Consider the following 22,619-nt stretch of genomic DNA (forward strand, 5'->3'; position numbering starts at 1 on the left):
AAAATAATTAATCCTTCAGGCGCTATTTAGCAAGAGGTTCTGATGAGTAAAGATCTCAAACATGTAAAAACAAAAAAATATGGGATGGTAATTGATCTCGATAAATGTACCGGCTGCGCTTCCTGTATGGTGGCCTGCATGTCGGAAAATAATGTTCCTTTTAAAAAAGACGAATCCAATAAACTTGATTCCATAACCTGGATGAGGGTTTATAAATTAACAAACAACAAACCTTTTCCGGAAGCGGATGAATGTTATCTCCCAAGGCCCTGCATGCATTGTGAAGGGCAGCACGGCCATTCCCCGTGCGTATCGGTCTGCCCTGCAACCGCAACCGATTATAATATGGATACCGGAATTGTAAGCCAGATATATACAAGGTGTTTTGGATGCAGGTACTGTATGGCGGCATGCCCCTACCATGCCAGATATTTTAACTGGTGGGATCCGGTATGGCCTGCTGATATGACAAAATATCTGAACCCGAATGTTTCTACGCGGATGAGAGGAGTTGTGGAAAAATGCAGCTTCTGTTTTCATAGGTACCAGGCGGCAACGGATAAGGCCTATGCTGAAGGAAGGCGCGAGCTCGAAGAGGATGAATATCAAACCGCATGCACCCAGGCCTGCCCGGCAGGTGCCATTACGTTCGGTGATTTGAACAATCCGGATCATAAGGTTCATAAACTGGTTGAACCTGACTCTCATCACGGCGGACGTCCCAAAAATCCAAAAGCATTCAGGCTGCTTGAAAGACTCGGCACAAACCCCAAAGTATACTATCTTTCCAGCAGGGAATGGGTCAGAAAAGCCGGGGACAATTATATTAACAATGAAACAAAAAAATATCACAGTTAGGAATGAAGACGAAATAATTTCCTCATTTCTTAAACCCAGGTTGAACGATTTAGGTTAAATTTTTATCTTTATATTTTTTAAGGAGCACATAAATTATGGATTCTGCGTTAATACCCACCGGAGTCAAGCGATGTTCAACAGGTAAGTTTGCCTTTTGGCTCTTTATCGGTTTGATTGTGCTTTTGTGGGGCGTTTATGCCATGCTGCTATGCTGGTTTAAAGGGCTTAACCAAACAAATATGAATGATTCCTATGGATTTGCCTTATGGATCTGGGCTGATCTTGCTGTAATTGCCATAGGCGGCGGCGCTTTTTTTACCGGATTATTAAGGTATGTTTTCGGGCTGGATGAATTGAAAAATATTCTCAATTATGCCGTCCTGATAGGTTTTATCTGTTACAGTTCCGCTTTGCTGATTCTTGCCATAGATGTAGGACAACCATTAAGAGCATGGTTTATTTTCTGGCATGCAAATGTTCATTCCATGCTTACGGAAGTAGCTTTTTGTCTTTCATGCTACTTTGCAGTGCTTACCATAGAATATATTCCGCTTATCCTGGAAAATCGACAGGTAGATAAAGTTCCTTTTTTCCATTATCTGGGTCACAACATGCATTCAGCAATGGCAGTCTTTGCCGCCACAGGCGCCTTTCTCTCCTTTTTTCATCAGGGATCACTCGGCGGCGTTGCCGGAGTTCTTTATGGCCGACCATTCGCTTACAGGGAGGGCATTGCAATCTGGCCCTGGACTTTTTTCCTCTTTACCTGGTCAGCCGCTGCATATGGTCCATGTTTTACGCTGTTTATTACACGAATAACCGAAATAGTATCAAAAAAGAAGCTTGTTAAACAGAATGTAATCGATCTTCTGGCTAAAATTTCAGGATGGATGATAGCTTCATACATAATCGTCAAAATTATCGATACCCTTTACTGGGCACTTGTTACAGCACCGGCCAAAGGATTTAATGTATCATTCTTCTATTCCAACAATGCTTTTTATGGATATTGGATACTTTTTCTTGAAATTATTATCTGCGGTATTTTGCCGGCTGCTATACTGCTGACCAAAAAAGGGAGAGACAACCCCAAAATATTGATGACGGCATTAATCCTGGGGGTATTAGGACCATGCGTTAACAGATGGGTAATGGTACTACAGGTTATGGCAGTCCCTGTACTCTCTTTTGAAAATTGGGTACTTTATTATCCCAGCTGGCAGGAAGTTGCGACAACAATTCTGCCTGTGGCATACGGTTTTCTGTTAATTCTGGTATCATATCGCTATCTTCCGATATTTCCACAGGAAACGGAACTTAATCCCATAGTGGAAACTGAGATGAAATCTGAAACAGAAACCGAAGAAACAATAGAGCCTGCCGGGGATCAGGCATTAAGTCCAGCAACGGCATAACGAAATAGTGCCTGAACAAAAACTGCTAATTTTCGTTCGGGCACTAAATAGATCCCATCCGGGAAAATTTTATTTCCGGATGGAGTCTTTGGAGGAGTAAAAATGTTACCGTTTTCATTTGAATGGGTTTGGGATGCAGGGCATATGCTTTTTATGGGCGGCCTTTGGTACGCGTTAGCTATCCTTGGACTTGGCATGACTTTTTGTGTTGTAAAATCTGCCATTGATGTTTGCAAGGGAGATGCTCATAAAGAACACTAATCAAAATTCAAATATTTTAGGGAATATTAATGAAAATTAAGAATTATTCTGATGTCAGTCCGACATTATTTGATGATGAGCCTGCAAAAGGTGTTAAGGCTCGTGTGCTCATAGGAAATGCCGACGGCGCTGAAAATTTTTGCATGCGTATTTTTGAAATTGATAAAAACGGGTATACTCCGCGGCATTCACATGACTGGGAACACGAAGTCTTTATCCCTTCAGGCAGTGGACAGCTTTATAGCGAAGGTGAGTGGGTACCTGTGAAATCAGGACAAGCTGTTTTTATACCCGGCAACGAGGAACATCAATTTAAAAATACAGGCGATGAGCCTTTCATAATGATCTGTCTGGTTCCGTCCAGCGCCCCGGAATTATGAATTTATCCGGGAACAGGGAGGAAGATGTAGCGCAATACTCCGACGACCGATAATATCTTGAAATTATTCATATTAAAACCTATAATATGTTAATTCCGTTAATGTAGATGGCGAGCCGTTGCTTTTCATATGACAAGGTTACATCATCAGTGCTATTACCAGACAGCTCTGTATACGTACCCCTCAGTTGGGCGAAATCCAATTCTTTGAGTGCAACCTCAAGCGCTTCAATTTTCTTTTCCAGTTTTGTTCTATCATCAGTAGCTTTGAAATACTGATAAATCATCTGGTTGTGTAATCTTTTTGTTTCCGTTTCAATGCAATGCTTGCTTAGATCGAGTTTAATACACATTGTTATCTCATTTAGTTTGAATGTTAAATTAAATTATACAAATATTATTCAACAACCCTTAATGATACATCCCCGAATACTATCTTCTTTCTTTTTCCGTTCAGATCTCTGAAAATAAGACAGCCGTCAGCATCCACGGATTCAGCCACGCCATCCTCGGTTGAGTTGAATGATGTTATTCTTACAGGCTCGCCGGTTATAAGGGAATAGCTGTTCCATTCTTTATGTATTTGATATATTTTATCGATTTTAATTAAATCATAATACTTGTCTATCTCTTTTAAAATTTCACGGAGCAGTTTCACCCTTGAAATTTTTTTCCCAAGCTCTCTTGAAAGACTCGTTGCGCCATTTTGAATATCGTCTGATAAAGACGGATCAAAATTAACATTTAATCCTATACCCACAACTACAAAATTAATTCGATCCTGTTCCCCGTCAAATTCCGTAAGTATTCCCCCTGCCTTTAACCTGTTGATATAAATATCATTCGGCCATTTTATCATTGGCTTAAGTCCGGATGACTTTGTAATGGCCTTGACTACAGATAAGGATGTCAGCATGGTCAAAGAAAAAAGCTGCGCCAGGAGAATTTGGGGGCGGAATATTATCGAAAAAAGAATGTTTTTATTTGGCGGCGAAATCCATTGTCTGTTCAACCTGCCACGGCCCTTGGTCTGTTCTTCAGCGATAACAATTGTTCCTTCAACTGCTCCGTCCCCAGCCATTTTTTTTGCGATAAGATTGGTCGAATCGATTGTCTTGTAGTAGATAATATTCCCGGAGAACATTGATTCTTGATCAATTTCGCTTTCGATCTCTTCGGGAATCAGCGCGTCGGGGGATGATGTCAGGCTATATCCCGATCTAGGCTGGGCATCTATTTTAAAGCCTTCGTCTCTTAGCTTCTCAATCCTTTTCCAGACCGCTGCCCTGGAAATATTTAACTCTTGCGCTATTTTTTCTCCGGAAAGGCGGGTATCCGCATCTTTCAGGATTTGCAGCACAGTTTTTGGATTCTGAGTATTCTTCATTGTTCAACCATGATTCTTTTTGAATAATTTATTATTAATCTGAATAGTTCTAGTTTTGGTAACCTAAAACAGTGACCCACTATAGTATTAAATTACAACCTAAAATTGACCCACCTGTAACTGACTTCTGATAACATGAATTTCAGTATAATGAAAACCTATTATCAGAGGAGCAAGGAGAATGCTAACAATGGATCAATATGGGTACATTCGGATTGCAGACAGGGTTTTATGGCAATACAATCAGAAAACAGCAAGTGAAAGGGGACATTTAAGGATGAGAACCGCATTTGTATTTTTAGGATCAAGTCAAATGGAGACAAAAAAGCATTAAGATATCGTAACCGTTCACGGTTGCCGGTTTACGGCTGACATTTTTTGTCAGAGTTTCCGTTTCCGTTCCCATTGTTGAGTTAAGGTTTAGTTCCCCTAAGAATGGTGTCATAAATCGCTAACCCGTGACGTTGGCCTTGACAATGAATAAAAATGATGTATAGTACTAATGTATACACCATTGGAGGTGCCACATGATACGAACACAAATATACCTAACAGCGCGCCAACGTGCTGAATTAATAGTTATTTCAAAAATTCTTGGAAAAAAACAAAGTGAACTCATACGAGAAGCTGTTGATCGACTCATTGATCAAGCGGGACACAGCCAGCGTGAGGTAGTATTACGCGAGGCTGCCGGGATATGGAAGGATCGTACTGATCTTCCTGATTTCAAGAAAATTCGTACTGAATGGGACAGGATTTAGCCATGGAGAGATCATTTCTCATCGACACAGATGTTTTAATTGATTTTTTCCGAGGTTACAACAAGGCGGTGAGTTTTGTAAACAGGTACTCATCACGAATTATCCTTTCGTCCATCGGTGTTGCAGAGGTGTATGCTGGAGCTAAAGAAGGAGCAGAACAAACTTTATTGGAGAATTTCGTTTCGCTTTTTCGTGTTGTACCTGTAACTGCTGAAATTGCAAAGGCTGGAGGATTCTACAAGCGTGATTATGGAAAATCTCATGGCATTGGGCTTGCAGATGCAATAATAGCCGCTACATCTGAAGCCGAGGATGCAGAGTTGAAGACCCTAAATATTAAGTATTACCCAATGATAAAGGGTCTAACACCTGCTTACAAAAAGTAGGAGGCCAACCAGCAGGTCAACTTCACCAGCGAGTACAGCAGGAAGGAATCGGACTGCGATCGAAAAAAAATCTAAGAAACTTTGAAAGGAAGCTGCGGTTCTTTTGTTTTCAAAACAAATGTGCATCATCCTGCAGATATTAATTTGCTTTTTGATGCAGTTCTGGTAGTAAGAATGAGGACGATATAACTTCCCAGACTATGCATCATAGCTCCACTTGTTCTATTAAAGTATATTTGGTATTGATTTTTGTCTCGTTCCTACGCTCCAGCGTGGGAATGCATACCATACTGGTTCCCACGCTGGAGCATGGGAACCAGATAAAAAGAAACATCTGAAAAGTGTGGTTCATCACGGATTAGTGTGGTAATCCATGATGAACAGCTAAAAGCTAATACCTGATGGCATAAGTTTAATTAGTATATGCTCAACAAGAAATAGAATCTTCACAATAATCCGCTATGATCCAAAAATGTAAACTAAATTTGAAGGATGACGAAATCATCATATAAAATCCGACCCTAAATCCGCTGTTAAATTACAACCCTTATGAAACTGAATGAGTCTAGAATGCAACACAACAAGCCTGTGGCTATTATAGGCATGGGGTGTCTATTCCCCAAAGCCGCTTCATTGAAGGATTATTGGCGTTTGATCTTTAACGGTATTGACGGGATTTCCGATGTCCCGGAGACACACTGGTCTCCTGCTGATTTTTTTGATGCGAATCCAGAGAAGCCGGATCATACATACTGCAAACGGGGTGGGTTTTTACCGAAAATTCCTTTTGATCCTATGGAATTCGGCATTCCCCCATCATCCCTGGAAGCAACGGATACTTCACAGCTCCTGGGGCTGGTGGCCGCAAAAATGGCGCTTGATGATTCCGGTTATGGCAAAGGCCGCGAGTTTAACCGGGAGAAGACCAGTGTGATTCTTGGTGTAACCGGTACCCAGGAGCTTGTTATTCCCCTGGGGGCTAGACTCGGATTTCCAAAATGGCGCGCTGCTTTAGAAAATTCAGGGATTCCCCCGGAAAAGGCTGATGAGGTAATAAGCAGGATTTCAGACTCCTATGTGGCGTGGCAGGAAAATTCTTTTCCTGGTCTGCTGGGAAATGTTGTGGCCGGCAGAATCAGCAACCGCCTGGATCTGGGCGGAACAAACTGTGTTGTAGATGCTGCCTGCGCAAGCTCAATGGGCGCCATCAATCTTGCCGTCATGGAGCTTCAGTCCGGCAGGAGCGATATGGCCGTGACAGGCGGTGTGGACACATTAAACGATATATTTATGCACATGTGTTTTTCCAAAACCATGACATTGTCATCTACCGGTGATGCCAGACCTTTTTCCAAACACGCGGACGGCACTGTCCTGGGCGAAGGCATAGGTATCATGATTCTGAAAAGACTTGAAGATGCGGAGAAAGATAATGACAGAATATATGCTGTTATCAAATCGATAGGTTCCTCAAGTGACGGCAAATCCCAGAGTATATATGCTCCCAGGCCTGAAGGACAGGAAAAAGCCCTGGAAATGGCTTATGAGCTTGCCGGCGTAAAACCCTCCAGTATTGAACTGATAGAGGCGCATGGAACCGGAACCAAGGTGGGGGATGAGGCTGAATTCAAGGCTCTTTCCAAGGTGTTTTCGTTGTCGTCCGGGAACGGGCACAAGTGCGCATTAGGTTCGATAAAATCGATGATAGGTCATACCAAGGCTGCTTCCGGTGCGGCAGGAATAATAAAAGCGGCTCTTTCTCTTTACGGCAAGACACTGCCGCCCACTTTAAAAGCGGATGAACCCGATCCGGAACTTGATTTTGGCAGTACACCTTTTTACCTGAACAGCAAGAAAAGGCCCTGGCTTTCTAAAGATGGGCACCCCAGGAGAAGCGGAATCAGTGCTTTTGGATTCGGAGGCAGCAACTTTCATCTGGTTCTCGAAGAGTATAAGAAAAAAAAAGAGGTGGTTACCTGGGATGGTTCAGTCGATATATTAGCAATCTCCGCTTCTTCCATTCAAGAGCTGTCCGGCCTGCTGGATGACTTTAAGGATTCTCTTGATCATGACATGCCATTGGCTGACATAATGGCAAAAACAGCTTCTGCAAGAGACAGGTTTTCAAACAAAGCTAAGCACCGTCTTTTGATTACGCTTGAGATACCGGTGGAATTTGACGATTATCTTCCAATGATATCCGACAGGATTGAGACTGCCAAAAAGCAGTTGCGGTCCGGTATGGACAAAGATTTTTGGAGCTTTGAGAATTTTTTTTACGGGAGCGGGGAAAGTAAAGGCGGAACCGCGTTTCTGTTTCCGGGGCAGGGGAGTCAATATCCCGGCATGGGCGCAGATATTGTCTGCACATTTCCTGATGCCATGGATGCCCTTTATTCAGCGGATAAAGCGTTTGGCAAAAATGGCGGAGTCAGTGATTTTATATATCCTTATAACTCGACAAACGGTCAGGCAGGGACAGATCACGGCAAAATTCTCGGGAAAACCGATATTGCGCAGCCGGCCATAGGCGCTGTCAGCTTTGCCATGCTTAGGGCTTTGCAATATTTCGGTTTAAAACCTGATGTAACTGCCGGCCACAGCTTTGGAGAATTGACCGCGTTGCTGGCAGCAGGCCGGATCGATATGGAAACCTTTTTTTCCCTGTCTGTAGCCAGGGGCTCTTTAATGGCCAAAGCCGGAAACAATAAAGACGGGGATAGCGGAGCAATGCTGGCAGTGCAGGCGCCGCTGGAAGAACTTGATATATTAATAAAGGATAATGCTGATATTGTTCTGGCCAACAGGAACAATATGAATCAGGGAGTCTTGTCCGGGGCCACGGAAGCTATAGATAAAATCGGCAAAGTATGCCGGGAAAAAGGGTACCGATCTATAAAGCTTGACGTGTCAGCCGGGTTTCACAGCAGCCGGGTTGCCGATGCAGTTGAGCCCTTTATGGGGATTGTGAATGATATTGACTTAATACCTGCGAAGATACCTGTCTTTTCCAATACAACGGGCGGCCGTTATCCCTCTGATTCTAAAAAAGCAAAGGAACTATTAGGCCGCCATATAGGTTTCCCCGTCGATTTTATCAGTAATATCAAAAATATGTACGCTGAAGGTATTCGTAATTTCATAGAAATCGGTCCCCAAACCGTACTTACCGGTCTTGTTAAATCGATACTTGAAGGCCGTGAATTTAACGCCCTTGCCATGGATATGTCATCCGGGAAGAAGTCTGGAATTGCAGATCTGGCGCGGGTTCTCTGTAATCTTGCAGCTTCCGGATTAAATATGGATTTGACAAAATGGGAACATGTTTCAGTTTCAAATAAAAAACAGTTAATGAACATACCGCTGACAGGGGCCAACTATATTGAAAGTAAAGGTAATAACAGAGCGAATAGAGTCAAAGAAAAAAAGAAGGCCGCTCTTCATGCAGCGCCCCGGAAAGCTGTAATTGACGATGCGCCCCTTGACAGCATCACCAAAGATATGCCTAAGCCTTCTATAATTTCCGGGAGTGGAGATATTGTGAAAAGAGATATTAAGGATAATAGCATAAAAACAGATTCAATATCCGGGGCTTTTCTTGTTGTTCAGGAAGGCCTGAAGTCTATGCAGGCCTTGCAGCTTAAAACCGCTGAAACACACGAAAAATTTCTGGAAACACAGGCCGAGGCGAGCCGTACTTTGCAGAAAATGATGGAGAGCACCGGGCGGCTTGTCGAAGCCTCAGCCGGTTTAAGTCCCGCACCGGCATGTAGTGATAATGTTTCTTCGGCAAGGAATGGGGATTCGTTTATATGCGCTGATGCTAATGTTAAAAGGGTTGCCGACAAAAAACCGGAGCAGGAAAATACGGACGCAGTTAATGCTGAAAAATCAACTCCCCCAAATGAAGCCCGGAAAGATTTCAATGATAAAGATACCGGATCTGTAGTAGATAGGGATATAGAGGAGAATCTGCTCAATGTAGTCACACTGCTCACCGGTTATCCTTCAGAGATGCTGGGGCTGGAAATGGATATAGAATCCGACCTTGGAATAGATTCAATCAAGCGGGTGGAGATATTCTCTACGTTGGAAGAAAAGCTGCCTGATCTTCCGGCTGTATCTCCTGAAAAGATGGCCGGCTTAAAGACCCTGGGGCAAATTGTTGATTATCTTTCCCGGAAAGAGACTTCAGATGTTGAATCAGATATCAATTATGCCGGAGCAACCGGTCTGGCGCATAATGAAATCAAAAATCATCTTTTGAGTGTAGTTACCGACCTCACCGGGTACCCTTCAGAGATGCTGGGATTGGAAATGGATATAGAGTCCGACCTTGGAATAGATTCAATAAAGCGGGTGGAGATATTCTCTACATTGGAAGAAAAGCTGCCCGATCTTCCGGCTGTATCTCCTGAAAAGATGGCCGGCTTAAAGACTTTGGGGCAGATAGCAGATTACCTGGCTCAAGATATTAAACCTGGTGATTCGGAAGATATTATTCCTGTTGGCGCTGATCCTGTTCCTCATGTCGCGAACTCCGACAGAAGCAGAAAAAATAATGTCAAAAGGAGGGTAGTCTCTGTTGTTGAACAGAAGCTTGAAGATAGAAAGAGACTCTCCATACCGTCCGGAAGAAAAATTTATATTACAGACAGCAAAACCGGACTCGCGGAAATAATCGCAGATGAGTTTGCTAAGCATGGCATCAAAGCAGTAATTCTTTCAAAAGTAAATCCTCCCGAATTTTCGGAACTGCAATCCGCGGCCGGTCTTGTTTTGCTCCATGATGAAGGTATGAAAGGTGTGAACAGATCATCCCGGCAGGATGACGGTTTTCTTAAGGATGCTTTTTTACTGTCCAAAAGTTTTGCCAGGCATCTGCTGGATTCGGCAGATAAAGGCGGAGCCTTGTTCGCATCTGTTACTTCCATGGACGGAGCCTTCGGCTTCAGGGGGAAAACGGTTTTCAACCCTCTTTACGGAGGGCTGGCCGGTCTTATAAAAACAGCCGCCATTGAATGGGAAGGAGTTAACTGCCGGGCCATGGATCTTGAACCAGGTTGGACTGATTTAAAAGATATAGCCGGAAAAATAGTCCTTGAACTTTTAAATTGTGCCTCCTCCTCATCCTCCGTGGAAATCGGTATAGCTCCGGCTTCAAGAGTAGTGCTTGAGCTGGAACCGTCTGAGTCTGATTCAGCCGTTGAAATCAGATCGGATATCAATAGTAATGATGTCATACTAATAACAGGAGGCGCAAAAGGTGTAACTGCAGCATCTGCTCTTGCTCTTGCGGAATATGCACAACCGACCCTTGTGCTTCTTGGCCGTTCGCCTGAACCTGAATCTGAACCTGTTTGGCTTGCCTCTATTGATAATGAGGCTGATATGAAAAAAGCGATCCTGGAGCATGAGCAGGCTTTGGCCGGGAATGAAAAGGGGATCTTGACGCCTTCCATGCTTGAGAAGAAATACAGGAAGTATATTTCGAATCGGGAGATTTGCGGGAACCTTGAAAAAATAAAAAGAACAGGGGCGCGTGTATCATATTATTCTGTTGATGTTCGCAATCAAGACGAGGTTAAAGCTGTTTATGATAAAGTCATCTTCGAGTATGGCCCTGCAACTGGTATTATTCACGGGGCCGGAGTTCTTGAAGATCGGTTGATAATAGACAAAACAGGGGAGCAGTTTGAAAAAGTTTTCGATACCAAGGTAAAAGGATTAAACGCGTTGCTGGAAGCTGTAAAAAATAATGATCTGAAATTTATTGTAATATTTTCATCCATAACCGCGCGTTCAGGTAATATTGGTCAGGCTGATTATGCTGTTGCAAATGAGGTTTTAAACAAGATGGCTCAACAGGAGTCTCTTGCACGTCCGGAATGCAGAACAGTCTCCATAAACTGGGGCCCCTGGGACGGCGGCATGGTAACCGAAGCATTGAAAAGGGAGTTTGCAGGGAAGGGGATAGCTTTGATACCTGTTGATAAAGGCGCAGAAAAGATGATTCGTGAGTTGTCCCTGGATCCGGACAGCCATGCTGAAGTGGTAATAGGGGCGGACTTTATCCCGGAACAGGATAATTCAGATGATATGGAAGAACTCTCCCTGACCTTCAAACAAGAGGTTGATGTGCAAAAATTTCCTGTTTTACAGTCACATATGCTTGACGGTAAAGCTGTGGTTCCATTTGCTCTTATGGCCGAATGGTTCGGCCATGGAGCCCTTCACGCGAATCCCGGTCTTTTTCTCCATGGGCTTGATGACATGAGGCTTTTGAATGGGATAAAGCTTGAAAATGATACGAAGATGATACGCCTGATGACAGGGAGTCTACACAAAAACGGCACAATGTTCGAGTTGGATGTTGAACTTAAGGACGGCATTAAGGAGAACGGCAAAGATCTTGTTCATTCCAGGGCCAGGGCTATATTAACATCCGGTTCCGTCCATCCCCCGGTTTACGTAAAGCCTGAGCGGAATGGGGAAAGAGACTATAATCGAACAATTGATGATGTGTACGAACAAGTGCTGTTTCATGGTGAAAAACTCCATGGTATCAAGAAGATAGTCAGCATTTCTTCTTCGGGAATTGTGGCAGAGGTTGCTTCCGCTCCGGCCCCTTCGGACTGGATGATAAAACCGCTGAGGAGCAGATGGATTGCGGATCCCCTTGTGCTTGATTCAGCCTTTCAGGTGGCAACCCTTTGGTGTTATGAGGAACAAGGAGTTGTCTCTTTGCCGAGTTATGCAGCATCTTATCGCCAATATCGAAAGAGTTTTCCTTCGGATGATGTAACAGTCATTCTTAAGGTAAACGATGTTACCGGCCGCAAGATGACCGGAGACTTTACATTTATAGATTCAAAAGAAGAAGTGATTGCAACATTAACAGGATACGAATCCATTATGGATGTTTCACTTTACAAGTCTTTCAAGCCACAGTATGCATCCGGAAAATAATAGACCAGATCTTAATAGACCAGACATTAAAGATCTTTCGTTTGATCAATTAATTGTATGGCTTAAATCCCATGGCCTCGAGTCATACCGGGCTGTGCAGATTTTCAAATGGGTTTATATCCGTCAGGTTGATACCTTTGACGAAATGACAGACCTGCGTAAAGATGTCAGGCAGATGTTGACGGATAATTTTGTAATCAGCCGCCTTGAAAATGTTAAAATGGAAGAATCCGAAGACGGAACTCAAAAAATTTTGTTCCGACTGCATGACGGAAATTTTATAGAGAGCGTACTCATTCCGGAAAAAAATCATTATACTATCTGCATATCCAGCCAGGTCGGATGCGCTCAGGGCTGCAAATTTTGCCTTACCGCAAAGGGCGGGTTTATCCGCAACCTGACGCCCGGGGAAATTATCGCGCAGGTGCGCGATATCAAAAATAATCTCAACAAATCGAAAAAACTGACTAATATCGTTCTGATGGGAATGGGAGAACCTCTGGCTAATTATCAGAATGTTATCAATGCCATAAAAATATTCAGCAACACGGATTACGGCCTGAATTTTTCAAACCGCAGGATCACCATTTCAACCGCAGGCCTGGCGCCGAAATTAGCCGACCTGGGCCGTGACACAGATGCAAGTCTGGCTGTATCATTAAACGCCACGGAAAATTCCACCCGGGATATGCTCATGCCCGTCAACAGGAAATATCCCATAGAAACTCTCCTCAATGCTTGCAGAACATACAAGATGGCTTCAAAGCGCAAGATAACCATCGAATATATTCTCATAAAGGATGTAAACGATTCGGAAGAAGATGCCAGGCGGCTTGTAAAGCTTCTTCGCCCCATTAAAGCAAAAATCAACCTTATTCCCTTTAACGAACATGCAGGAAGTGATTTTGCCTGCCCGGATGAAAATATAATCGACAGATTTTATAATATTCTGATCAGCAGCGGCTATATTACCATGATCCGGCGCAGCAAAGGGCGGGATATTTCCGCTGCCTGCGGCCAGTTGAGACTGAAAATCGGCAAGGAACCGGGACGAAATAACTTCCCCGAGTAGGCTTTTCAGAAAAAATCAATTACCTCTTTAATAATTTTATTGGAAAAAATCTTTAAATTTGTATTACAATCATTTTTATTCCAAATAGCACATTCCTGAAAAAATTTTATCCTTCCCTTTTTGGTTAGTTTGCAGCCATCTGTCATATTGCTCGTAAAGTCTTTAATATTAAGTGAGTTGGAAATTAATTGCAGTACAAATTCATCGAGATGTGGGCGTAGCGGCTCCAAAACATCAAAGACAAGACTCGGTTTTGACCGAGCTTCTTGGCGTTGCAACCATGACAGTCACAATGTTTTGCCTTCGCATAGAGGGAAAACTGGAAGTCCTTCATTTATGGTGCGCTCATCGCGAAGAGGTTGCTATTTGTCCACGATGCGGAATGATATGTGAAAAGGTGCATGAAGAAAAGCAACGCTGTGTTCGCCACTTGGACATTTGGGGGAAAAAGACTTGCTTCCATTTTTATTCCCGCCGTTTTATGTGTGAGCCCTGCGGGAAGCCTTTTACTGAGGAATTACCCTTTGTTGAAGGGTTTCGGAGACAGACCATAGCATTTGAGTACCACATTTATGAGTTGTGTAAAGCCAGTAATCGAAAAAAAGTAGCCCAAAAAGAAGGGCTTTGCCAATCGACGGTCAAGGATATTTTTAATCGATGGGCTCGTCGCAAAACAGATCGGTCTGGAAATATTCTTACAAGGGTTTTGGGTATTGATGAAATATCCCTGAAGAAACGGCATAAACAATTTGCCCTGGTTATTTCGGACATAAGTAACAAGGCTATTCTTGCCGTCCTTCCAGACCGGCACAAGGAAACCTTGGAGAAGTGGTTCGATAACTTAACAGAGCAACAGCGTAAGGCAATTCGCTTTGTGTCTTTTGATTTATTTGAACTCGGGTTGTCGGATGCAGCGGTGGAAAGAATCTTTAATATTCAAAGAGGGGAAATAGATGAATAAAAACAAATTCAGATTTCCTTATGTGATGGTTGCTTAAAAAAATGGTAAATTTGAGGGAGTTGCCGGTTTGTGGCTTGAATCGATCCTAAAGGGGGATCTTGCCGATGACAGTAAGGATGGCTCGGACTTGCAAGGAACAACTGCCGGATTGGATATGTGAGGAAATGATTATTCACCATACATATCAGTTATGAGCTTTCGTAATTGAGCTGCTTTGATATCAGACAATTTATCAATTTTATTTTTTAATCGCTGCTTGCTAATAGTGCGAATTTGATTAACAGCAATTTCAGCCTTTTTATTCAAACATTTAATCTGGAGCCGAGTCCTCCATTGTGGATGCAATTTTGAGGTTAACGGACATACGACAACAGTTTCCAAATATTTATTCATTTCTTTTTGACTAATTATGATAACGGGACGTACTTTTTTTATTTCACTTCCTATGGTGGGGTTGAGATCAGCAAAATATATTTCGTACCTTTTAATATTCAAAGTCTTCATCCTCTATACCGTCAAGAAGTGTTGTGTCAAAATCGTCCCAGTCTTCTTTATCATTAGCCATGACTTTATATGTATCTCCCCAAGAAAGTTTATTGTCGTCTTTTTTGCGAAGAAGCAGCCCCCTGTCTGTTTCCTCAATCAACAGGGAATTAGTAAAACCATACTTTTGCAGGAGCACCTTAGGTATGCGAACTCCTTTCGAGTTTCCAATTGGGACAAGTTTAATATCCCTTGAACGTATTTGCTTTTCCATAATGATTGCTCCTTAGGCTTTGGGATCTTTTATGTATGTATTGTAATTACATATTGAGACAATGTCAATACCTGTTCCCTACTCGTCACCTCACCAAAATCCGGTATGATCAGATTTTTTCTAACTGGTGAAGATTATAAATCCAAAAATGAGACACGAAAGGTCTTGACTGCATGATATTTGACATGCATATTGGCAATAACAGATGATATCTGGCGGTATTCATGGCAATTATCATGGAGGTTGGTAATGTATATCAAAAGGCAATTGGATTTATTAAGGATTCTACAAAAAAAATCTTATTTTTTATTCGGACCTCGTCAAACGGGAAAGACATCCTTAATTAAACACACGTTAAATAAATACAGGTATTATAATCTGCTTCAAACGGATGTGTATCTGAAATTAAGCAGGGCGCCCCAAAGGCTTCGCCAGGAAATAACAGACAATGACAAGATTGTTATCATTGATGAGATTCAAAAGTTGCCGATTCTGCTTGATGAAGTACATAACCTGATTGAAGAAAAAGGGATTCATTTCCTTCTTACAGGGTCCAGCACCAGGAAATTAAGAAATAAGGGTGTGAATCTGCTGGGTGGCCGCGCTAGAACCAGGCGGCTGCATCCTTTTATTTTCAAAGAATTAAAGGAGGATTTCCAATTATTGAAAGCCCTGGATACAGGTCTGATCCCTTCTATTTATTTTTCCGATGCACCATTTGAAGATCTGGAGGCATATGCGGGAAATTATTTAAAGGAGGAGATTGCAGCAGAAGCCATCGTTCGGAATGTGCCTGCATTCAGCAGATTTCTTAACGTAGCCGGAGTGTGCAATGGTAAAATGATTAATTATACGAACATAGCAAGCGATGCACAGGTTCCAAGATCAACTGTGCAGGAATATTTTCAGATTCTACGCGACACGCTGCTTGGCGATGATCTGCCTGCATGGCGGAAATCCGTCAAACGAAAACCGGTTTTCACTTCAAAATTTTATTTTTTCGATATAGGAGTCGCCAGATTTCTGCAGGGTCGTCGGGGCCTTGCGATGAGATCCCCGGAATTTGGGGAGGCATTTGAAGCTTATATTCATCATGAGATAAAAACCTGGTGCGATTTTAAAGGAGGTTCTGATTTGTCTTACTGGAGATCAACCTCAGGCTTTGAGGTTGATTTTGTCATCAACGGAAAAACAGCGATTGAAGTAAAAGGGAAGGTAAATACCACAAAAAAAGACCGCAAAGGATTGACTGCGATAAAGGAAGAAGCACTTCTAAAGAATTATATATTAGTCACACTTGAAGAAACCCCCAGGAAAGATGGCGATATATCTATTCTCCCCTGGAAAGATTTTATTGCGAACCTGTGGCAGGATGCGTATGTATGATAAAGAAAGAAAAATAAATGACTTATCATTGTTTAAAGGGGTTTGTTGAATTATGGCATCTGCAATTGAGGCAGTGGTTGAACTGTCCGATTTTCTGCATTCACTAAAAATAACAACAGCCCCAAACAAAGTCCAATCATGAACTGTCAGTCAGCAACTTCCCAAAGTAAATAATTTTATCAAAAAAATCACTTTTTTCAACAAATTCGCTTAGTTTACCTTCATAAATCAAGACGGGGCGAATGGAAATATTTTTAGGCTTTTTCAGGATTGCGATTTTTTTATCAATTTCATTGATCACATTGCGATTTATTTTCTTCTGAAATTTAATTTCACACAGGTAAAGCGTATTAAATTTTGTTTGAATGAGGAGATCAATCTGGCATGCGCCTTTGTTTGTTTTGGTTGGATTTTGAAAATATGGTGACGCACTTATTATACTATTAAAATCTATTCCTATATATTTAACAACCGCAGGTATATTATGCATAACGAGATTTTCAAACTGCAAAGCTATGATACTATTCCAGCCGGGTAAATTTTCGATTCCGGTATATTGAAACAATCCTTGTTCTATTTTAGCTTTAACAGGATCAATATATTTTAAATAAAACCTTAGATAGTTATCCTTTATCCTGTATTTGCTCAGTCTTGATTGTTTGCCTTTAAAATTATATACATAATCTCTTTTGATAAAGCCTGATACTTCCAAATCGTGCAGATATTCACTTATATCACCGTTCCGCGGTCTTCCTGTAAGTTTTGCAATTTCACTAACGGAACAATTTTGTTTTGAGAGAGCTTTTACGATCTCCTTATATATTTTAGCTCGTTTGTTAAAGATATCATTGAATATTTTTTCAAACTCTTTAACAAGAATACCTCCTTTATCAAAACAGATGTTTTTGATATTTTCTTCGGCGCTCTCCTTGATATTGATTTCTTCCAAATATTTAGGAACTCCTCCTGTTACTGAAAGAATCTTTAATTTTTCCATGGATGAAATCAGATTTTTTTTTTTCTGCCAGAATTTATTGCAATCTATTAAAGGCAGCTCTTCAAGATTTATTTCAAGGGAAATTCGTCCTACAAAATCTGTATCCTTCAAGATATTTTTATCAATCCATGATGAAGCAGACCCGCACAATACCAAAACCAGATGGTGGTTTTTTTTAAACCTTGTATCCCATGCAATTTTAAGCTTTCCTGGAAAATCTGCATCCTTGCTAGCCATCCATGAAATTTCATCGAGAAGAATTAAGGTTCTTCCTGTTCGTGTATGGCTTGAAAGATGTGAAAACGCATCATTCCAATTTTCCAGCGGTACTGCTGGAATATCAAAAATATTTTTCATCTGTTCACTGAAATTTTTACGCTGATCTACATCTGTTATAGAATTTCTTGGTGCAAGGCCCTGTATTTCACAAAAAAAATTAAATTTTTTACTGAATTCCTGGATCAGGGTACTTTTTCCTATTCGCCGCCGTCCACCTACCACCACCAAACTTGCTGTTTTTTTTCCCAGAAGCCCATTGAGTTTTTTTAGTTCATTTCTTCGTCCATAAAACATAATTTTCCTCTACAAAATAATTTTTGAGATTTTATAGAGTAATACATTTCATATTATTTACCTCTATACAACATTTTTTATCATTTTGTAGAGGTTTTTGGATAACATTAAGCACCTCTATAAATCGCCTTTTATTTTTTCCCTCTTAATGTTTAAATCTCGATGGAGTAATATGGATTTTTTATAAAATGGCGGTTGCAGTCGATTCGATAAGTCCGGTTGAAGATGCAGTTTTTGAACATTCAAAAATGCTGCTGGATGAACTGAAACGCTTTTTAAAATCTGATGGCTATCTCAAAAATAATGGTCACTTGCCGCTGCACTGGTTTTACAGAAAACAGACATACATATAAGATCAATAAGTTCTATTTTTTTTTTATATTCAGCTATGTTTAGATAAGGTATTCTGACATTTTGCGTCATTAATATTTCAAAATTTTTTTTCTCCAATTGACCCGTTAATGCGGCTGCTTTTTTAATTGAATTGGAAAAAAAAATTTGTTTTTGTACCAAAGCATTAAAAATATCATTATCTTTTGTTAACCCATTAAAAAATTCTATCATAAAATCAAGGCATTCAAAAAAATAAGAACTTGCAGGAAGATTGCTTTTGAAAAATATGCAGAAAAAATTAATTTTGTTTTCTGTTTCATCAAAGCGCCTGTTTCTTAATTTAACCTTTATAAGGCTTTGATCACTTGCGCGCGCATACGTATTAATGGTATCAAGAATTTTATAATCCGTTTTTGTATAAATATTCAACCGGGCGACAAAATTATGAATAATCGACTGAGGAAAAGATACCTTTAAAAATTTTGTGCCGTCTGGAAATAATAGATCGATTTTAGGATTAACGGTTGAAAGATAAGCTTTAACTTTTTCGGTATCATCTTTTTCAAACTTGTTCGATTCTATGATATATTCAAGCTTCATCTGAATTTTTTCATCAGGATAAAAAATTAACTCAAGGAGAGAGTCTATTTCGCAGTTCTCTTTATCAGTGATTATATCCTTTAATTCCTGCAAGGAGGGATATCCGAATGTTGAATCTATATAATGGACTACATCAGCGTTCAGATTAATGCCCTTACAAAGCAAAGAGATTATTTGTTTTGCCAGCAGGTCGCACCTTGAAACATATTCAGTATTCATAACAGCCTTAAATAAACCAAAACCTGCCATATTACCAGGTTTTTTATTTCCGGTTAACCACAAAAAAAAGGAAGGGAGGAGTAAAAGTCATGTCTTTTTCAGCCAATAAAACCAAAATTGTTTGCACTATCGGTCCTGCGTCGGATTCTCCGGAAATTCTGGAAAAAATGATTCTTGCCGGTATGAACGTAGCGCGTCTGAATTTTTCTCATGGCGATTTTTTAAGTCACGGGGAAGTTATAAAAAAAATTCGGGCTGCATCTAAAGCAACCGGACGGAGGATTGCAATTATGGCGGATTTGCCCGGGCCCAAAATGCGCATCGGACAATTGGCGCAAGAACCGGTCGACTTAAAGACCGGCGATAAAATTTCACTTACCACCGAAGAAATTGTCGGCAACGCTGACCAGGTCTCAGTAAGTTTTGCAGGTCTGCCACAGTCCGTTAAACAGGGAGACACGCTTTATATAAATGATGGTTATATCGAACTTAAAGTCGATAGTATAGGAGGAAACAACGTTCAATGCATAGTTATTGTAGGCGGTGAACTTAATTCACGAAAAGGCCTGAATCTGCCAGGCATTGATCTTGGTATAAGCGCATTTACTCCTAACGATCATGAATGCCTTAAATTTGCCATGGAACATGGGGTGGAGGCAGTAAGCCAATCTTTTGTTGAAAATGCCGACGACATAACCGCCGTTCGCGACGCTGCCGCCGCTTTGGGAGGAAATCCGTTTATTATAGCCAAGATAGAACGCTCGGGAGCGCGTAATCACATCAATGAAATCATCGAAGCTGCTGATGGTATCATGATCGCCCGTGGTGATTTGGGAGTTGAAATACCTATAGAACATATCGCCCTTGCTCAAAAGCACCTGACGCAACTGGCAAATCGAAAAGGAAAGCCGATTATCACCGCAACCCAGATGCTGGAGTCTATGACAACGAATAGGCGTCCGACTCGTGCAGAAGCTACGGATGTGGCCAATGCTATTTTAGACGGCACCGATTGTGTGATGCTTTCCGGAGAGTCGGCAAGGGGTTTGTATCCTGTAGATGCCGTGGCCATGTTGGCCGGTATCGCTGCATCCATAGAGCCGCACCGCTCGCTTTATCCCATCCAGGAAGCTATGCGAACCCGTAAAGGAGATGATGAACCGAAACTTGCAGATTTGATTGCATTGAGTGTTGAGACCATTTTAAAACGGATTACTCCGGCGACTGTTATTGTGCCTACTCACGGAGGGGTTACCGCCAGAAGCATTACACGTTTCAGGCTTCCGGTATGGATAACGGCTGTCAGTTCCCAGGTAAAAACATGTCAGGATCTCATGTTTTCTTATGGGGTCTGCCCGGTTCATGAACCGGTTCATCCGGATAACTGGAAAGAATGGTCAGAAAACTGGATAAAATTACAAGGGGAAGATGGCCACCTGGTTGTCCTGACGGAAGGTCCTTCGCGAAAGCGTCCGGATAGAAATAATCGGGTAGAGATTATAGATCTCAGCCGATGCTTGCCGCGTAAAGTGTAAAAAATGGGTTTTTGTTTGAGCACTATGGGCTTTTGTAAATGCAGCCCGGAATTAATTCTGAAGTTTTAGAAAAAATTGGATATCACGTCATGGGGATAAAAAAAGTTTGACAATTAGTTATTTTTTTTATAGCAATGACAAGCTCTTAGAAAATGGTCCCATCGTCTAGCGGTTAGGACGCCGGCCTCTCACGCCGGAAACCGGGGTTCAATTCCCCGTGGGATCACCAATAAAATCAATAAGTTATACCATTGAGAGATGTCTGCCTGTGGGGTTGACGGCTCCACAGACGGCTTTTTATTTCCTATTTCCAAACATCCGGTCAAATTCAATTACCTCTGCCTCCTTCGTAGAACTAGTGGGCAGGTTATCAACCATCTCACGTGTCTCTTCCATACCGATGCTTCGCAAATACCGCTCTGTGGTGCTCGGACTTTTGTGCCTTAATATCGGTTGGATGGCAGCAACTTTATATCCAAGTTGATACTATAATACTCCCCAAAAACTGGACAGTTGTTTAAGGTGTAAAATGAGTATATCCTGATCAACAAAAAGGAGGCTCATCAATGGGTAAAATTCGAAAAAATTACAGTGCATCATTCAAAGCTAAAGTAGCGCTTGAAACGGTTAAAAAGGAAAAGACGATTTCTCAACTATCTAGTGAATATGGAGTTCATTCAAATCAAATAAATCAATGGCGAAAGCGTCTATTAGAAGAATTGCCCGATATATTTTCAAAAAAGCGTCAAAAAAAAGAAAAAGACGCTGAAGAATTCCAGGCGGAGCTTTACCAGCAAATCGGCCAATTAAAGGTCGAATTGGACTGGCTAAAAAAAAAATCTAACCTTCTCAATTGATATAAAGCGTCAATACATTGAGCCGAATCATTCTTTGATACCGGTAATGCGCCAGTGTGATCTTTTGGGAATAAACAGATCAACCTATTACTATCAATCCTGCAAAGATGAGAGCTATAACCTGGCTCTCATGCGATTGATAGACGAAGAATATACCCGATATCCGTTCTACGGTGTTGAAAAAATGACGGCCGTATTAAAGCGACAAGGGCACACTGTTAATCCTAAACGAATAAGACGTTTGATGCGGCTTATGGGACTTGAAGCTATATATCCAAAACCAAATTTGAGCAAAGCATCAAAAGAGCATAAAATTTATCCATACTTGCTGCGAGGCGTTTCCATTGAGCAAGTTGACCAGGTGTGGTCAACGGATATTACCTATATCCGTTTGAATTCAGGTTTTATCTATCTTGTAGCAGTGATAGACTGGTTTAGTCGGTATGTCCTGAGCTACGAATTTTCAACCACATTGGATAAGGATTTTTGTATAAAAGCCTTACAGGGTGCCTTAAAAATTGCAAAACCTAAGATTTTTAACACGGATCAAGGCAGTCAGTTTACCAGTGATGCCTTTACCGGCGTTTTAAAAAAAGCCGATGTGAAGATCAGCATGGACGGCCGGGGCCGTGCTCTGGATAACATTTTCGTAGAGCGCCTTTGGCGTACCGTGAAATATGAACGTGTTTATCTTCACAATTATGAGACCGTCAGGGAGGCTATTCAAAACATTGGAGAATATTTTGGCTTTTACAATAATGAACGACTCCATCAATCTTTGGATTACCAGACCCCGGCAGAGATATATTTTAAAACTTTTCCAGGGTAATTTCAGAACCACTTTGTATAATTAATTAGAATACCATTAAGTCGTATTGATATTATAAAAAATGTTTCCTGCTGCAAACAAGAT

At 41.4% G+C, this 22,619-nt stretch carries 19 protein-coding genes and 1 tRNA gene; 13 read left to right on the plus strand and 7 right to left on the minus strand.

The features are described from left to right. Nucleotides 1–42: 42 nt before the first annotated feature. The 4 genes from qrcC to BuS5_RS09395 all read left to right on the plus strand — a co-directional run bounded on the left by qrcC (nucleotide 43) and on the right by BuS5_RS09395 (nucleotide 2,914). Entirely contained in the window at nucleotides 43–858 is an 816-nt protein-coding gene (gene qrcC / locus BuS5_RS09380) for a menaquinone reductase iron-sulfur cluster-binding subunit QrcC (RefSeq protein ID WP_027353545.1), read from the plus strand. Nucleotides 859–953: 95 nt separating this feature from the next. Then, nucleotides 954–2,273 (plus strand): menaquinone reductase integral membrane subunit QrcD, encoded by a 1,320-nt coding sequence (gene qrcD, locus BuS5_RS09385; protein WP_157487351.1) that lies wholly within the window; start codon nucleotides 954–956, stop codon nucleotides 2,271–2,273. Nucleotides 2,274–2,375: 102 nt separating this feature from the next. Next, a complete protein-coding gene (locus BuS5_RS09390; protein ID WP_198012216.1) occupies nucleotides 2,376–2,534 on the plus strand; it encodes a hypothetical protein in 159 nt (52 codons plus the stop codon). A 29-nt stretch (nucleotides 2,535–2,563) separates the two neighbouring features. Further along, nucleotides 2,564–2,914 (plus strand): cupin domain-containing protein, encoded by a 351-nt coding sequence (locus BuS5_RS09395; protein WP_027353546.1) that lies wholly within the window; start codon nucleotides 2,564–2,566, stop codon nucleotides 2,912–2,914. A gap of 79 nt (nucleotides 2,915–2,993) precedes the next feature. On the opposite strand, the gene BuS5_RS09400 is transcribed toward BuS5_RS09395, so the two are convergent. Together BuS5_RS09400 and BuS5_RS09405 are read right to left on the minus strand one after the other, a co-directional pair. Further along, a complete protein-coding gene (locus BuS5_RS09400; RefSeq protein ID WP_027353547.1) occupies nucleotides 2,994–3,266 on the minus strand; it encodes a hypothetical protein in 273 nt (90 codons plus the stop codon). A gap of 44 nt (nucleotides 3,267–3,310) precedes the next feature. Beyond that, nucleotides 3,311–4,300, minus strand: coding sequence for a biotin--[acetyl-CoA-carboxylase] ligase (locus BuS5_RS09405; RefSeq protein WP_027353548.1), 990 nt, complete (start codon nucleotides 4,298–4,300; stop codon nucleotides 3,311–3,313). Between the two features lie 527 nt (nucleotides 4,301–4,827). Here BuS5_RS09405 and BuS5_RS09410 point away from each other — a divergent pair. From BuS5_RS09410 to rlmN, 4 genes are all read left to right on the plus strand, one after another. Beyond that, on the plus strand, nucleotides 4,828–5,061 hold the full coding sequence (locus BuS5_RS09410) for a hypothetical protein (protein ID WP_027353549.1): 234 nt from the start codon (nucleotides 4,828–4,830) through the stop codon (nucleotides 5,059–5,061). 2 nt (nucleotides 5,062–5,063) lie between these two features. Then, nucleotides 5,064–5,447 carry a type II toxin-antitoxin system VapC family toxin gene (locus BuS5_RS09415; RefSeq protein WP_027353550.1) on the plus strand — a complete coding sequence of 128 codons (384 nt, stop codon included), beginning with the start codon at nucleotides 5,064–5,066 and terminating at the stop codon, nucleotides 5,445–5,447. A gap of 570 nt (nucleotides 5,448–6,017) precedes the next feature. Next, nucleotides 6,018–12,416, plus strand: a complete 6,399-nt coding sequence (locus BuS5_RS09420; protein WP_051374679.1) for a type I polyketide synthase — start codon at nucleotides 6,018–6,020, stop codon at nucleotides 12,414–12,416. Further along, nucleotides 12,367–13,488, plus strand: a complete 1,122-nt coding sequence (rlmN, locus tag BuS5_RS09425; protein WP_232223026.1) for a 23S rRNA (adenine(2503)-C(2))-methyltransferase RlmN — start codon at nucleotides 12,367–12,369, stop codon at nucleotides 13,486–13,488. The genes BuS5_RS09420 and rlmN overlap by 50 nt, the downstream gene beginning before the upstream one ends. Before the next feature lie 5 nt (nucleotides 13,489–13,493). Here rlmN and BuS5_RS20445 read toward each other — a convergent pair whose 3' ends face one another. Then, nucleotides 13,494–13,766: a CRISPR-associated endonuclease Cas1 gene (locus tag BuS5_RS20445; protein ID WP_035264898.1), complete on the minus strand. Its 273-nt coding sequence runs from the start codon at nucleotides 13,764–13,766 to the stop codon at nucleotides 13,494–13,496. Between BuS5_RS20445 and BuS5_RS09430 the strand changes: the two genes are divergently transcribed. Beyond that, a complete protein-coding gene (locus tag BuS5_RS09430; protein ID WP_157487352.1) occupies nucleotides 13,661–14,449 on the plus strand; it encodes a transposase in 789 nt (262 codons plus the stop codon). The two genes, BuS5_RS20445 and BuS5_RS09430, sit on opposite strands and share 106 nt — an antisense overlap. A gap of 168 nt (nucleotides 14,450–14,617) precedes the next feature. Here BuS5_RS09430 and BuS5_RS09435 read toward each other — a convergent pair whose 3' ends face one another. After that, nucleotides 14,618–14,953, minus strand: a complete 336-nt coding sequence (locus BuS5_RS09435; RefSeq protein ID WP_232223027.1) for a type II toxin-antitoxin system PemK/MazF family toxin — start codon at nucleotides 14,951–14,953, stop codon at nucleotides 14,618–14,620. Further along, nucleotides 14,934–15,206 carry an AbrB/MazE/SpoVT family DNA-binding domain-containing protein gene (locus BuS5_RS09440; RefSeq protein ID WP_027353555.1) on the minus strand — a complete coding sequence of 91 codons (273 nt, stop codon included), beginning with the start codon at nucleotides 15,204–15,206 and terminating at the stop codon, nucleotides 14,934–14,936. The genes BuS5_RS09435 and BuS5_RS09440 overlap by 20 nt, the downstream gene beginning before the upstream one ends. Before the next feature lie 249 nt (nucleotides 15,207–15,455). On the opposite strand from BuS5_RS09440, the gene BuS5_RS09445 reads away from it, so the two are divergent. Further along, nucleotides 15,456–16,592 carry an ATP-binding protein gene (locus tag BuS5_RS09445; protein ID WP_027353556.1) on the plus strand — a complete coding sequence of 379 codons (1,137 nt, stop codon included), beginning with the start codon at nucleotides 15,456–15,458 and terminating at the stop codon, nucleotides 16,590–16,592. A 136-nt stretch (nucleotides 16,593–16,728) separates the two neighbouring features. On the opposite strand, the gene BuS5_RS09450 is transcribed toward BuS5_RS09445, so the two are convergent. Together BuS5_RS09450 and BuS5_RS09455 are read right to left on the minus strand one after the other, a co-directional pair. Beyond that, nucleotides 16,729–18,162 (minus strand): AAA family ATPase, encoded by a 1,434-nt coding sequence (locus tag BuS5_RS09450; RefSeq protein ID WP_035264903.1) that lies wholly within the window; start codon nucleotides 18,160–18,162, stop codon nucleotides 16,729–16,731. Between the two features lie 294 nt (nucleotides 18,163–18,456). Next, on the minus strand, nucleotides 18,457–19,314 hold the full coding sequence (locus BuS5_RS09455) for a hypothetical protein (RefSeq protein WP_157487353.1): 858 nt from the start codon (nucleotides 19,312–19,314) through the stop codon (nucleotides 18,457–18,459). Nucleotides 19,315–19,403: 89 nt separating this feature from the next. Between BuS5_RS09455 and pyk the strand changes: the two genes are divergently transcribed. From pyk to BuS5_RS09470, 3 genes are all read left to right on the plus strand, one after another. Next, nucleotides 19,404–20,849 (plus strand): pyruvate kinase, encoded by a 1,446-nt coding sequence (pyk, locus tag BuS5_RS09460; protein WP_027353559.1) that lies wholly within the window; start codon nucleotides 19,404–19,406, stop codon nucleotides 20,847–20,849. 154 nt (nucleotides 20,850–21,003) lie between these two features. Next, nucleotides 21,004–21,078 (plus strand) — tRNA-Glu (locus BuS5_RS09465). 337 nt (nucleotides 21,079–21,415) lie between these two features. Next, a protein-coding gene (locus tag BuS5_RS09470; protein WP_245266731.1) for an IS3 family transposase occupies nucleotides 21,416–22,535 on the plus strand; the annotation gives its coding sequence in 2 pieces (ribosomal slippage) (nucleotides 21,416–21,688 and nucleotides 21,690–22,535; 1,119 coding nt in all). Nucleotides 22,536–22,619: the final 84 nt, after the last annotated feature.

Origin of the sequence: Desulfosarcina sp. BuS5 (assembly GCF_028752835.1) — a bacterium.
Classification (GTDB): Bacteria; Desulfobacterota; Desulfobacteria; order Desulfobacterales; family BuS5; genus BuS5.